Here is a 13455-nt window from a genome sequence, read left to right as displayed (position 1 = left end):
AACGATTAAAGTTCGTCTTCACTCACGACTCGGGCGTTGTCAGGAGTCGTAAAGTGCTTGGATAATTCGCGATTCGACAGAATGTATCCCATCCACAGCCCACCCATACAGATGATGATTGCGATGCCAGTAACCATCTGAGCTTGGCTTGCCATTGCGGCTACCAATGCACTTGAGAAGCTACTTACACAGATTTGCAGGCTGTTTTGCAGACCTGCTGCTGTTGCAGGGCTCTGTTGTGCGCTGGCCAATGCACGGTTTACCACGATTGGGTACAGCGCGCCGTTAGCAACGGCAATCAAACAGAATGGCGCAAGAATAGGCCAAATCGATGACAGATCCCACTGTGAAGCAATGAAAATCATTAATGCCGCGACACTAAATAGGCCAATCAGTTGGCGCAGAACCTTTTCATCACCAAATTTTCGAACGCCTACTTTACCTAAGTAGCCACCAGCCATAAACGCGATGGTTTGTGGGATAAAGCTCAAACCAATATCTTTTGCTTCGTAGCCCAGTTGCGCCATGATTTCTGGCATCCCAGTTAGGTAAGCAAAGAATGCAGCTGAAGCCGTCGCAAACATAAACACGTTGCCAAGGTATTTTTTAGAACTCAGCAGCGCTTTGATGTCGGCAGACATACTGGTTTGTTTGATTTCTGCTTTCTCGTCTTTTTGTGCCATGGTCGCAAAGACCAAAAAGACACCAACCAGTGTTAGCGTAATAAAGATACTGTGCCAGCCGAAGTTATCTGCCAACACTACCCCTAATTGAGGTGCTAGTGCTGGTGATAGCGCGACGAGTGGCATGATTGTCGCAAAAATTTGTTGGCTACTGCTTGAGTAGCGTTTAATGACCATAGCCTGCCAGATCACGGCTGGTGCACACACACCGATAGCTTGGATAAAGCGCAGTGTGAGTAGTTGCCATACTTGATCACAGAAAGCCAAACCGAATGACGCGATAGTAAATAGCACCAACCCGGCTGCGAGTGTATTACGATGGCCAAATTTATCGGATGCCAATCCCCACATTAGCTGGCCAATCGCCATACCAACGAGGAATACCGTTAAAGAGAGCGCAATTTGCTCAGGGCCTGTTGCAAAGTCGATTTCCATCGCTTTGAATGCTGGCAGATACATATCGGTAGCAACGAAGCCAAGCATCGATAATGCTGCCAGATAAATGAGCTGTAGTTTTGAGATTTTCATGATTCAACCAGTCAAATTATTTAATCATTTTTTAATCAACATCAGTTGGCGCCAACCCTGATTTATTTACCTTATTATTCTATTTTTCGATTTTGAGAAAATAAAACGCTAAAATTGTTGGTTATCAATCAAATTTTTTGAAAGGTTAAATCATGTTCTCTAAAGCGTCTTTGGAAATGCTGGATACGGTTGCCCGTTTAGGCAGTTTCACCGCTGCGGCTGAGGTATTGCATAAAGTCCCCTCAGCCATCAGCTATGGAGTAAGGCAGGTCGAGCAAGATTTAGATGTGGTGCTGTTTCGACGTTTACCAAGGAAAGTCGAGCTAACTCCAGCGGGTGAACTTTTTATGGCCGAGGCGCGCTCTTTGCTGCGTCAAATGGAAGAGGTGAAAGCACAAACGCGGCGAGCGGCTCAAGGATGGAAAAGCACGTTAAAGCTGACCTTAGATAACGTGGTGAAGTTAGAAAAACTCAAACCTTTGGTGGAAGATTTCTATCGCGAGTTTGAATTTGCTGAATTGCAGATCAATATGGAGGTCTTCAATGGTTCTTGGGAAGCCATAGCACAAGGTCGAGCCGACATTGTCGTTGGCGCGACATCTGCGGTTCCCGTTGGGGGAGATTTTGAAGTCAAAGATATGGGCGTATTAGATTGGGCATTTGTAATGTCACCCGCTCATCCTTGCGTTCGACAACAAGTGCTTACTGAAGCGTTTGTGAGTCAATTTCCGGCGATCTGTCTTGATGATACTTCGAACGTGCTGCCAAAACGCCATACTGGCCATTATCCGCAACAGCGCCGATTATTATTGCCCAATTGGTATAGTGCGATTGAATGTTTAAAAAATGGGGTGGGCGTGGGTTACATGCCACGTCATATTGCAACACCCTTAATCAATGATGGTGTGCTGGTGGAGAAGGTCATGCCGGATGATAAACCGCTCAGTCACTGCTGCTTAGTATGGCGCAAAGATGATAATCATAAATTGATCCAGTGGATGGTGGACTATCTTGGGTCGCCTAATCAGCTACATAAAGATTGGTTACAGTCATAAAAAACACCTCGCATTAGCGAGGTGTTTTCATTGATATGTTTAAAATGTGGCGTTTTATGACAAGAAAAACTTATACGATGGGTTGTCTGTCTCGTCTTTGCATTGATAGCCAAGTTCACGTAAATGTGCAGAAAACTGAGCTAAATCGCTTTCATCTAACTCGAAACCACATAAAACACGTCCGTAGTCAGCGCCGTGGTTACGGTAGTTGAACAAGCTGATATTCCAATGAGTACCGAGTGTGCTTAAGAACTTGAGTAGCGCTCCCGGATATTCTGGGAATTCAAAGCTGTAGAGGCGCTCTTTAAGCGGCTTAGACGGCTTACCACCAATCATGTAGCGCACGTGCAGCTTCGCCATTTCATCATCAGACAAATCAACCACTGGGTAGCCACCATCACGTAAGTCGTGAATGATATGTTCTAGCTCTTCCTGACCGCCTTGCAAACGCACACCGACAAAGATATTTGCCAATGCGTCATCGTTGTAGCGGTAGTTAAACTCCGTTACGGCGCGGCCGCCAATGAGGTTACAGAACTCAAAGAAGGCACCTTGACGCTCAGGAATGGTGACGGCAAGCAAACCTTCACGTTTCTCACCAAGCTCGCAACGCTCAGAAACATAACGTAAGCCATGGAAGTTAGTGTTGGCACCAGACAGCACAGTACCTAAATTCTTACCTTGCAGTTTGTTTTGCTCAGCAAACTTCTTCAAACCCGCCAGAGCAAGCGCGCCAGAAGGCTCTGCAATCGCACGGGTGTCTTCAAAGATGTCTTTTACTGCTGCGCAGATTTCATCGCTAGAGACGGCAATATGGCCATCAATGTACTTTTGGCATAGACGGAAAGTCTCTTCGCCAATGCGTTTTACAGCGACGCCATCGGCAAACATGCTGACTTGGTCTAGTACTACTGGCTCACCAGCATCCAAAGCAGCTTTGAGGCATGACGAATCTTCTGGCTCAACTGCAATCACTTTGATTTCTGGCATGAGCTGCTTCACAAGTACCGCAACACCCGCAGCCAAACCGCCACCACCGACAGGGACGAAAATGTAATCAAGGTGACCATTTTGCTGCAGCATTTCCATGCCGATGGTGCCTTGACCTGCAATCACCAGTGGGTGATCGAAAGGAGGGACAAATGTGTACCCATGCAGATCAGAAAGGCGTTCCGCTTCCGCTTTTGCCTCATCAAAGTTGCTGCCGTGCAGCACTACATTGCCACCGAAGCCACGTACCGCATCGACTTTGATGTCTGGTGTGGTTTTAGGCATCACGATGGTGGTTTTGATGCCTAGCTTAGTACCAGAGAGCGCCATGCCTTGAGCGTGGTTACCTGCCGATGCTGCAATGACACCAGCGGCTTTTTGTGCTTCAGATAAACTCGCCACCATGTTGTATGCACCGCGCAATTTGAACGAGTGTACGGGTTGGCGATCTTCACGCTTGATCTGCACGTTATTCCCGATACGTGCAGATAAACGAGGCATTTCTTGCAGTGGCGTCACTGTTGCTACTTCATAAACAGGTGCGCGAAGGATTTGGCGCAGATAATCTGCGCCAGTTTGGTTCACTTGTTTTTCGGGTTGAGCTTCCATCATTGCTAGCCCTCTAGCTTCGACTTGTCTCGTACTGCACCCTTGTCAGCACTGGTTGCCATACTCGCGTACGCTTTGAGTGCAAATGAAACTTCACGTTGGCGGTCAACTGGTTTCCAGCCTAGTTCGTCTTGTTTTGCACGGCGCTCAGCAAGTTCTTGTTCAGACACTTGGAGTGAAATTGAACGGTTTGGAATATCAATTGCGATTATATCGCCTTCTTTTACCAGGCCAATTGCACCGCCGTTTGCTGCTTCAGGAGAGGCGTGGCCGATAGAAAGACCTGATGTGCCGCCAGAGAAACGGCCGTCAGTCAGAAGTGCACACTCTTTGCCAAGGCCCATCGATTTTAGATAAGTGGTTGGGTAAAGCATTTCTTGCATGCCCGGACCACCTTTAGGGCCTTCGTAACGGATAACAACCACGTCGCCAGCTTTTACTTTGCCGCCTAAGATGCCTTCTACGGCGTCTTCTTGGCTTTCGAAAACTACGGCTGGGCCAGTGAATTTATGAATGCTCTCATCCACACCAGCAGTCTTAACGATACAACCATCTAATGCGATGTTGCCTGATAGAACGGCTAGGCCACCTTCTTGGCTAAAGGCATGATCGATAGTACGAATACAGCCTTCCGCACGGTCGTCATCAAGGCGATCCCAGCGGCAATCTTGTGAGAACGCTTGAGTAGTACGAATTCCCGCAGGACCTGCGCGGTAGAACTTAAGTACTTCTTCGTCTTCAGTTTGGATGATGTCGTATTTCGCCAGCTGCTCTTTCATCGAAAGGCCAAGCACGGTGCGCGCATCATTGTGTAGAAGACCTGCACGATCTAACTCACCAAGAATTGCCATGACGCCACCAGCGCGGTGTACGTCTTCCATGTGATATTTCTGGGTAGATGGTGCCACTTTACATAGGTGTGGTACTTGGCGTGATAGGCGATCGATATCTTCCATATCGAAATCCACTTCACCTTCTTGCGCTGCAGCCAACAGGTGCAAAATGGTGTTGGTTGAGCCACCCATTGCAATATCCAGTGCCATCGCATTTTCGAACGCATCAAACGTAGCGATGTTGCGTGGCAGTGCTGATTCGTCATCTTGCTCGTAGTAACGACGAGTCAGTTCAACGATACGACGACCTGCATTAAGGAACAGTTGTTCACGGTCAGCGTGCGTTGCCAGCATAGAACCGTTACCTGGTTGAGAAAGACCTAGTGCTTCCGTTAGACAGTTCATTGAGTTTGCAGTGAACATGCCTGAACACGATCCACACGTTGGACATGCGCTGCGTTCGATCTGCTCGCTTTGCTCATCAGACACTTTTGGATCCGCGCCTTGGATCATCGCATCTACAAGGTCTAGTTTGATGATCTGATCAGAAAGCTTGGTTTTACCCGCTTCCATTGGACCACCAGAAACAAAGATAACCGGGATGTTGAGACGCATAGATGCCATCAACATTCCCGGAGTGATTTTGTCACAGTTAGAGATACATACCATGGCATCGGCACAGTGCGCGTTGACCATGTACTCCACAGAGTCTGCGATCAGTTCGCGTGAAGGCAGTGAGTACAGCATGCCGCCGTGACCCATTGCGATACCATCATCAACCGCGATGGTGTTGAATTCTTTTGCGATGCCGCCGGCTTTTTCGATTTCACGCGCTACAAGCTGGCCCATGTCTTTCAGGTGTACGTGACCCGGAACAAATTGAGTAAACGAGTTTACAACGGCGATGATTGGTTTACCGAAGTCTTCTTCTTTCACACCCGTTGCACGCCACAGTGCTCGTGCACCCGCCATGTTACGACCATGTGTGGTGGTAGCTGATCTATATTTTGGCATTTCCTAATCCTTCTTACTTCTGTTCTGGGTACACATAGTCTAACCAGCCCCACTTATCTTCCGTGGTGCCGTCAAATAGGCCAAAGTAGGCTGCTTGTAGTTCTTTAGTGATTGGGCCGCGTTTACCTGTACCTACTTCAATTTTGTCGATGGTTGCCACTGGTACAATCTCAGCCGCAGTACCTGTCATGAAGACTTCATCGGCAAGGTAAAGGGCTTCACGAGCAATGTTCGCCTCACGTACTTTGTAGCCTTTATCGCGTGCAATTGTCATGATCGAGTCACGAGTGATGCCCGGTAGAATCGCGCTAGTTGCTGGTGGTGTAGTGATTACGCCATCTTTGATAACGAAGATGTTTTCACCAGCCCCTTCCGATAGGTAACCATCTACGCTTAGCGCAATACCTTCGTCGTAACCGTGACGACGCGCTTCACCACCAACCAGTAGTGAAGATAGGTAGTTACCGCCTGCTTTAGCCGCAGTTGGGATGGTGTTTGGCGCAGCGCGATTCCAGCTTGAAATCATCGCATCGACACCTTTTTCTAGCGCTTCTTCGCCTAAGTAAGAGCCCCAAGGAAATGCTGCAATGATTAGATCCATCTCAGTGCCAACTGGTGGACATACGCCTAAGCCAACATTCCCGACAAAACCCAATGGACGAATGTAAGCGCTGTCGAGTTTGTTTTGGCGCAGTGTTTCGCGGGTCGCTTCCATGATTTCTTCTACAGAGAAAGGGATCGGAAAGCGGTAAATCTTGGCAGAATCTTTTAGACGTTGTGCATGCTCACGGTGACGGAAGACAATTGGGCCTTTTGGTGTGTTGTAACAGCGCACGCCTTCAAACACGGATGTACCATAGTGCATTGCGTGAGTCAGAACGTGAACGTTCGCCTCTGCCCATGGAACCATCTCACCATTAAACCAAATGAAATCTGCAGTTTTCGTTGCCATTTGTTGCCTTCCTTATGCACTTACGTGTTGTTGTAAGTTGTGATTTGGCAGTTCATCGTTGCGGATTTTTAGCACCTCAACCTTACGAACGTCCCACAACTTCTCTATTTGATTGATCAAAAACGAGATTGGTCGATCGCTGTCGACGATGATCTCGACGCTGGCTACTTTGCTTTCGTGGTTTTGCGTAGCAGCGACTTGTTTGATCACGAAACCTCGGTGACGAATCACACGTAGAACGCGCTCCAACAGTACCGGTTTGTCATCGGCTTTGATGTCGAGTAAATATCTGTCCATGCGATTGTCTCCTATGTATTTTCCAACATATCACTGTTTGATGCGCCAGGTGGCACCAATGGCCACACGTTTTCTTCTTCATCAATCAAAACGTGAAGCATGTAAGAAGTTTCACTCGCTAGCATCTCTTTGAGAGCAGGTTCGACTTCTTCTTTCTTGGTGATGGTTTTGCCCGGGATATCGAATGCTTTTGCTAACATCACGAAATCTGGGTTGTCATCAAGAATGGTTTCACTGTGGCGACCGTCAAAGAACAATGACTGCCATTGGCGAACCATGCCAAGACGTTGGTTATTAAGAAGGACAATCTTCACTGGAATCTGCCGACGCTTCAGCGTGCCCAATTCCTGAACGTTCATCATAAATGAACCGTCACCTGTAATAAGGATAGACTGATCATCAGGACGTGCGACTGCAGCGCCCATCGCTGCTGGCAAGCCAAAGCCCATGGTGCCAAGGCCTGCAGAAGTGATAAAATTTTGTGGTTCGCGTGGCTGGATATGTTGCGCTGCCCACATCTGATGCTGACCGACGTCGGTCGAGACAATTGAGCTATCTGGCATCATGTCAGACAGTTGTTTAAGCAATAGCGGTGCGTAGATTAACTCGCCTGGGTGGTCGTAACGCCACTTAAAGCCGCTGCGCAGACTTTCACTGTGATGAACCCACGGTGAGATATCTTGAGTCAGCTCTAGCTGAGGAAGAATGGTGTTGATGTCGCCACGTAATGGTGCGTTGGCGTGGCGCAGTTTATGAATCTCCGCAGCATCAATGTCGATGTGAATCACTTTCGCATTTGGTGCAAACGTATCGAGCTTACCCGTCACACGGTCATCAAAACGCGCGCCAACCACGATCAATAGATCGGCTTCTTGAACCACTAGGTTGGCGGCTTTGGTGCCATGCATACCCAACATACCAAGATAGTGGGGATCATGGCGTTCAATGGTACCGAGGCCTTTTAATGTGCTAACTGCAGGCATTGGGTTTAAGCGAAGAAATTCGCGTACTGCATCGGTTGCTTTCGCAAGTTGCACGCCACCACCAACATACAACACTGGGCGAGTAGATGCTGCCAGCACATCTTGCGCACGTTTGATATCTTCAGCGCTGACATCTTCGATTGCTGGTGCTATGTATGGAGGAAGAAGGTCTGTAGGTGCTTGAGCGAGTTGAACGTCTTTGGCGATATCGACAATGACAGGACCCGGACGACCGGTTTTTGCGACCTCAAAGGCTTCGGCAAGTGTCGGAGCTAGATCTTCAATTTCGGTCACGAGATAGCTGTGCTTAGTACAGGCTAGGGACATTCCGATCACATCCATTTCTTGGAATGCATCGGTACCGATATGAGAGCTAGCAACCTGGCCTGTGATGGCAACTAGAGGTACGGAGTCAAGGAAAGCGTCGGCAAGGCCGGTAACAAGGTTAGTGGCTCCTGGGCCAGAAGTTGCCATGCACACAGCAACGTCTTGAGTGGAACGAGCCATCCCGATAGCTGCCATAGCGGCCCCTTGCTCGTGACGGCATAGGATGTGTTCCACCCCACCGTCATACAAAGCATCATAGATTGGCATGATGGCCCCGCCGGGGTAGCCAAAAACGGTTTCGATGCCTTGCTGTCTTAAAGCGGCTACGACAAGTTGTGCACCAGTCATCGTAAACCTCCTTTGCTACGTTGTGGCTCGTAGCGATTGCCATATTTATTGCACTTCATGTGCACTCCCATTCTTCCCGTTAAACTGTCCGAGGGTTAGACAGATGACAACTTGTAGTTGTAAAAAAACCCCCGGACTTTTCAGTGCGGGGGTTTTTTGTAATTTGTGGTTACCTTTCGCCCACAATACCCCGCGCGGTGCCAATAATGACCACGATAATCAGGGCTAGCAGTGCGTTGATATGAGCGAAAAGGTTCATCTGTCTGTCGTTCTTTTTTCGTTAAAAAATGTTGTGTAATGTTCTACGAAATTGTTTGCGTCATTAGTGGTATCACACAATTCCGCTGCATGACAAGCAAAAAGTCATTCTTTTTTCACATTAACTCTCAATTGGGACGCGGTATATAACATAACCAACTAGATAAAACATTTGTTTACAGAGTGTTCAAAAAATTGAGGAACGTATGGGGCTGGCAATCATTCATAGTCGAGCAAGCGTCGGGGTGCAAGCGCCATCGGTTAGTGTAGAAGTTCATATCAGCAACGGCATGCCAGGGTTTACCTTAGTAGGCTTGCCAGAGACAACGGTAAAAGAGTCCAAAGATCGCGTACGCAGTGCGATCATTAATTCTAACTTTCAATTTCCTGCTAAGCGGATCACAGTGCTACGCAAGATTAACAGGAATAGAATTGAGCTTTTATAATGTATTGAGTTTTAATCAATTGCCTTGCCTTGCCTTGCCTTGCCTTGCCTTAGTATTAGTATAAAATACGGCCAAATATTTTAATTAATCAGTTGGTTTAGGCTTGTGCAGTTCAGAAAAGATATAAATGGTTTAAGAGCCATAGCAGTAATAGCCGTTGTGCTATTTCATTTCAATGCGAGTTGGATGCCCGGCGGTTTTGCAGGGGTAGACGTGTTTTTTGTTATTTCTGGTTTCTTAATGACAGGGATAATATTTAGAGGGATCGAGCAAGAAAACTTTTCTATTTTGAAGTTTTATGTTGCCAGAGCTAACAGGATCATACCTGCATTAGCAGTTCTTTGTCTGGTCTTGTTGGTGTTCGGTTGGTTCTATCTTACTCCGTTAGATTACAGAGCATTAGGAAAGCACGTAGGTAGTAGTATGGGCTTTTTATCCAATATCATATATTGGAGGGAGTCTGGCTACTTTGATGCCGCTTCACACGAAAAATGGCTTTTACATACTTGGTCTTTATCTGCTGAATGGCAGTTCTACATAATCTATCCATTAGTCCTTGTTGCTATGAGAAAGTTTATGTCGTTAAAGGCTATGAAAGCGACTGTTTTAGTTGGAACGGTGTTGGGCTTTATCTTCTGTGTTGTAGCTACTTATAAATGGCCCAATCCCGCTTACTATCTATTACCTACCAGAGCGTGGGAAATGATGATTGGTGGTGTTGCATACCTTTACCCGTTAAAACTCGCAGAGAATAGAAAGAAAGTCTTTGAATGGGTTGGGTTAGCACTAATAATCCTATCTTATATTTTCATTTCAAAAGAAAACTTATGGCCTGGGTATTTGGCTTTAATTCCTGTTTTTGGTGCGTTTTTGCTAATCCAAGCTCAAAGGAATGATAGTATTGTAACAGGTAATATTATATTTCAATCATTAGGTAAGTGGTCTTATTCGATTTATCTTTGGCATTGGCCTCTTGTTGTTGCTATATATTATTTTTCTTTACCTGAACAATTTATATACTTTGGTCTTATCCTATCAATAATCCTTGGCTTTATTAGTAATAGATATGTAGAGAGTATTAATTTTAGGAATGATTTTAATGGAGTGTTTAGCTACTTGAAGTTTAAGCCAGTTTACCTTTGTGTTTTTGTGGCTTTTTTAGGGTCTTATACGTTTTTTACTGATGGTGTGAAGTATAAATATACTCAAGATATAATTTCTATTCTTGATTACTCTGATACTCAAGTAGGGCTTTTAGATGAGTTTGAAAAAGAATTAAAAAGTGGGTGTGATTTAAGAAGTTTTGATAAACCTAATTGTCATAGATTAGAAAATGGTCATTATGATGTAATCGTTTTGGGAGATAGTCACGCAGGTGCAATATCAACAGGTATTAATGAGTCTTTGATTAGATTTAATCCAAATGCAAAAATGGTTAATGCTGGTGCTCCTGGTTGTTTGCCTGTATTAGGAATGAAGCATAGAGATAAAACTCGTGATTATTGTAAAGATTATAACAGGACCATATATAATTTAATTAATGATAAATATAATAAAACGCCAATAATAATCGCTGCAAGATTAAATCTCTATCCATTTGGGTTTAATGAAAAAGGAGAGATCAATAAGCCATATATGTACTTTGAAAAAGATATATTTGATGATGATTATAAACTTGATTTTAAAAATAACTTTGTTAATAGCATGTGTAAACTGTCAATTAAGAATCCTGTTTATATTATAAAGCCTGTCCCTGAGTTTGGTTTTTCTATCCCGAATGAAATAATAAAACAAAAAATAGTGAATAGAGAAATTAACATAGAAATGAGTGTAAAAGATTATAACGACAGAAATGATTATATCGAAAGCGTTTTAAAGTTAGTTAAAAATAATTGTGATGTTGAGATAATTGATACCACAAATGCTTTTATCAATAAACGTGGGATGTTAAGTCCTATATCAGAATATGGAATGCCTATGTATGTAGATGATAATCACCTTAATGTATTAGGAGCCTCAAATATATCAAGTTTCTTTGATTATATTTGGTCGGATATGAATTAATCAAACCCATTTGGAAGATCTTGAATTAACTCTTTTAGTTTAAGATCTTCCATTTTAAAATAGAATGTTTTTTTACTTCGATCATAATTATTATCTTTAATGAAATTATGCTTTGATAGTGTTTCTATGGCTGTGTTAGCTGATTTTTGTTTTAACTTCTGACTCTTACCCTCAATATCTAATAATTTTGAAATATGCGAAAGATGAAGATACTTAGCGTGTGGCCCCATACTCATTAAATACAGTGCGATTTTTTGAGAGTTAATTTTTAGTCCTTTCAATAAACAGGCATTAACAAAGAATGTATTGCTATTAGTATCAAAATAATCAGGTTTGATATTGTAATCTAAGATCTCATTTTCTTTATCTAAAACAAAATATGAAAATATTTCATTATTAATTTGGTTTAAGAAATCTATTAGGTCATACTTTGATTCCCCTCTAAAAATCTTATATGTTTCTTGTAATTCCTTTATGCTTATTTCAATTGTTCCATTTTCTTTTGTTCTAATTATTTCGTTATGAAGCAATATAGAAAATAGATAAAAATCTCTTGGTTTTTCAAATGACCTTATGAAGTTAGTATCTCTAACTGCATTTTGATTTAGTAAAATTATTAACTTATTTTTTTCAATTTTTGGCAATTGTGGTAGTTCATTATATTTAGTCATAAAATCCTCTTTTTGGAACGGTTGTGTAATACAATTATCATATATTTATTAAATGTAAATAGGTAATTAAAATTATTTATTCGCACTACGTGCGGATTCTCAGAAAGGCGCATAGCGCAATTGGCTTTTAGTATTTTAAAAAAATAATAAATAAAATACTTAAAGATATATTAGGGTGTTTTATCAATGACAAAATAATCTGATATTTAAAGTAATAATTCAATGTGTGGCTTTTTATTTTGGAACGGCTGCGGAATGAACTTGGAACTATTGTGTGATGTGATTGGAACAGTTATGGAATGATGTTGGAACGGTTGCGGATATCTATCTAATTGTGATTGTAAAAGTTCCAATGTTTGACAATATTATAATATATGCTCATATATTTAATGTATATACGAACAAACACGTTTGTATACTCACTATACAAACTTCGTTTGTGTTCGCCCTACGGGGAGAAACAATCAAAGATTGTTTATTCTGAAAATAATATGGAGATTTTAAATGGAATTAAAAACAGTATTGAGATTTGAAAAAATAAAAGATTATAATAATTTGAACTTATCAAATGCTCACGTATATAGATACTTGGAAACATCTAATGCAGATCCCAAAATAAGTAATAAAAAATTGCTTGGTTCTGGTAATGTTGTAAAAGACGTAAAGAGTAGGTTTAAGCAAAATAATATAACCCCAAGAAAAAATGCAGTGCTTTGCATTGAGGCTGTATTAAGCCTCTCGCCTGACTTTTTTCAAAGTAATATCAATACAAAAGACTTTGCAATAAATGCCCGTAAATGGCTAATAAGCGAGTTTGGTGATAATCTTGTATCTGCTGTATTGCACCTTGACGAAAAAACGCCACACATACACGCTCATATTGTTCCAATGACTGCTGATGGTAGACTATCCGCCCGTGAACTTTTTAATAAAAGCACGCTACCTGATTATCAAAAGTCTTACTTAAACCAAATGAAAATAATTGAACCAAAACTAAAATATAATCAAGGCTCTAAGGCGGAGCATACAAAATTAAAAGATTATTATTCTATGATTAATAAAGAAATAGAAAACAACAAAGAGCTAAAAGATAATGTTTTTAAATTAGAAAATGAACTCGAAGAGAAAGAAGATAAAATATTTTTCATGGGTAATAAATTGAAAAAATTAGAAAAATCAATAAAGTCACAAAACAATGAAATATCTAAGTTGAAACAATTTATTGAACAGTTAAAAGATAAGGTTAAGGAACTTTCTAATCCAATTAAGCCAGAAAAAGAACCTGAACAGGAGTATGAATACCAACACCTTTTTCCAGAATTAAATCCAAATAATTTTCCTGATGAGATCAAAAATAATAAAGATAAAAAAAGAAATAGATTAAAGAGGTAGATCCT

The 13455-nt window shown here is 42.6% G+C and carries 10 protein-coding genes and 1 pseudogene; 4 read left to right on the top strand and 7 right to left on the bottom strand.

Features of this window, described 5'->3' with window-relative positions; translation table 11 throughout:
• Positions 1-5: 5 nt before the first annotated feature.
• Complete coding sequence (gene punC / locus R8N49_RS18300; protein WP_054579443.1) at positions 6-1211, bottom strand: purine nucleoside transporter PunC; 1206 nt, start codon at positions 1209-1211, stop codon at positions 6-8.
• A gap of 152 nt (positions 1212-1363) precedes the next feature.
• Between punC and punR the strand changes: the two genes are divergently transcribed.
• Complete coding sequence (punR, locus tag R8N49_RS18295; RefSeq protein ID WP_005378948.1) at positions 1364-2266, top strand: DNA-binding transcriptional activator PunR; 903 nt, start codon at positions 1364-1366, stop codon at positions 2264-2266.
• A 54-nt stretch (positions 2267-2320) separates the two neighbouring features.
• On the opposite strand, the gene ilvA is transcribed toward punR, so the two are convergent.
• Genes ilvA through ilvG form a run of 5 tightly spaced genes read right to left on the bottom strand, consistent with a single transcriptional unit; the run spans position 2321 to position 8619 of the window.
• Positions 2321-3868 carry a threonine ammonia-lyase, biosynthetic gene (gene ilvA, locus R8N49_RS18290; protein WP_017635600.1) on the bottom strand — a complete coding sequence of 516 codons (1548 nt, stop codon included), beginning with the start codon at positions 3866-3868 and terminating at the stop codon, positions 2321-2323.
• A gap of 2 nt (positions 3869-3870) precedes the next feature.
• The gene (ilvD, locus tag R8N49_RS18285) at positions 3871-5712 is read right to left on the bottom strand and encodes a dihydroxy-acid dehydratase (RefSeq protein WP_132937262.1); all 1842 of its coding nucleotides are present in this window, start codon (positions 5710-5712) and stop codon (positions 3871-3873) included.
• A 13-nt stretch (positions 5713-5725) separates the two neighbouring features.
• Positions 5726-6664: a branched-chain-amino-acid transaminase gene (gene ilvE / locus R8N49_RS18280; protein WP_025768922.1), complete on the bottom strand. Its 939-nt coding sequence runs from the start codon at positions 6662-6664 to the stop codon at positions 5726-5728.
• A gap of 12 nt (positions 6665-6676) precedes the next feature.
• Positions 6677-6961: an acetolactate synthase 2 small subunit gene (ilvM, locus tag R8N49_RS18275; protein WP_005378958.1), complete on the bottom strand. Its 285-nt coding sequence runs from the start codon at positions 6959-6961 to the stop codon at positions 6677-6679.
• An 11-nt stretch (positions 6962-6972) separates the two neighbouring features.
• On the bottom strand, positions 6973-8619 hold the full coding sequence (gene ilvG, locus R8N49_RS18270) for an acetolactate synthase 2 catalytic subunit (RefSeq protein ID WP_005378960.1): 1647 nt from the start codon (positions 8617-8619) through the stop codon (positions 6973-6975).
• A gap of 464 nt (positions 8620-9083) precedes the next feature.
• On the opposite strand from ilvG, the pseudogene R8N49_RS18265 reads away from it, so the two are divergent.
• A pseudogene (locus tag R8N49_RS18265) lies at positions 9084-9284 on the top strand (magnesium chelatase domain-containing protein); the annotation flags it as partial.
• A gap of 144 nt (positions 9285-9428) precedes the next feature.
• On the top strand, positions 9429-11387 hold the full coding sequence (locus R8N49_RS18260) for an acyltransferase family protein (RefSeq protein WP_318190040.1): 1959 nt from the start codon (positions 9429-9431) through the stop codon (positions 11385-11387).
• On the opposite strand, the gene R8N49_RS18255 is transcribed toward R8N49_RS18260, so the two are convergent.
• On the bottom strand, positions 11384-12058 hold the full coding sequence (locus R8N49_RS18255; RefSeq protein ID WP_318190039.1) for a hypothetical protein: 675 nt from the start codon (positions 12056-12058) through the stop codon (positions 11384-11386). The two genes, R8N49_RS18260 and R8N49_RS18255, sit on opposite strands and share 4 nt — an antisense overlap.
• Positions 12059-12562: 504 nt before the next feature.
• On the opposite strand from R8N49_RS18255, the gene mobV reads away from it, so the two are divergent.
• Positions 12563-13450: a MobV family relaxase gene (mobV, locus tag R8N49_RS18250; RefSeq protein WP_318190038.1), complete on the top strand. Its 888-nt coding sequence runs from the start codon at positions 12563-12565 to the stop codon at positions 13448-13450.
• The last annotated feature ends 5 nt before the right edge of the window (positions 13451-13455 follow it).

Source organism: Vibrio sp. 1978 (genome assembly GCF_033344345.1).
The sequence above is the reverse complement of the archived record's forward strand: the minus strand, read 5'-3'. Positions and strand labels throughout refer to the sequence as shown.

Excerpts from the sequence above, each read along its gene's own strand:
- mobV (WP_318190038.1), top strand. The coding sequence starts at position 12,563 with ATGGAATTAAAAACAGTATTGAGATTTGAAAAAATAAAAGATTATAAT.
- punR (WP_005378948.1), top strand. The coding sequence starts at position 1,364 with ATGTTCTCTAAAGCGTCTTTGGAAATGCTGGATACGGTTGCCCGTTTA.
- R8N49_RS18255 (WP_318190039.1), bottom strand. The coding sequence starts at position 12,058 with ATGACTAAATATAATGAACTACCACAATTGCCAAAAATTGAAAAAAAT.
- punC (WP_054579443.1), bottom strand. The coding sequence starts at position 1,211 with ATGAAAATCTCAAAACTACAGCTCATTTATCTGGCAGCATTATCGATG.
- ilvA (WP_017635600.1), bottom strand. The coding sequence starts at position 3,868 with ATGATGGAAGCTCAACCCGAAAAACAAGTGAACCAAACTGGCGCAGAT.
- ilvD (WP_132937262.1), bottom strand. The coding sequence starts at position 5,712 with ATGCCAAAATATAGATCAGCTACCACCACACATGGTCGTAACATGGCG.
- ilvE (WP_025768922.1), bottom strand. The coding sequence starts at position 6,664 with ATGGCAACGAAAACTGCAGATTTCATTTGGTTTAATGGTGAGATGGTT.
- ilvM (WP_005378958.1), bottom strand. The coding sequence starts at position 6,961 with ATGGACAGATATTTACTCGACATCAAAGCCGATGACAAACCGGTACTG.
- ilvG (WP_005378960.1), bottom strand. The coding sequence starts at position 8,619 with ATGACTGGTGCACAACTTGTCGTAGCCGCTTTAAGACAGCAAGGCATC.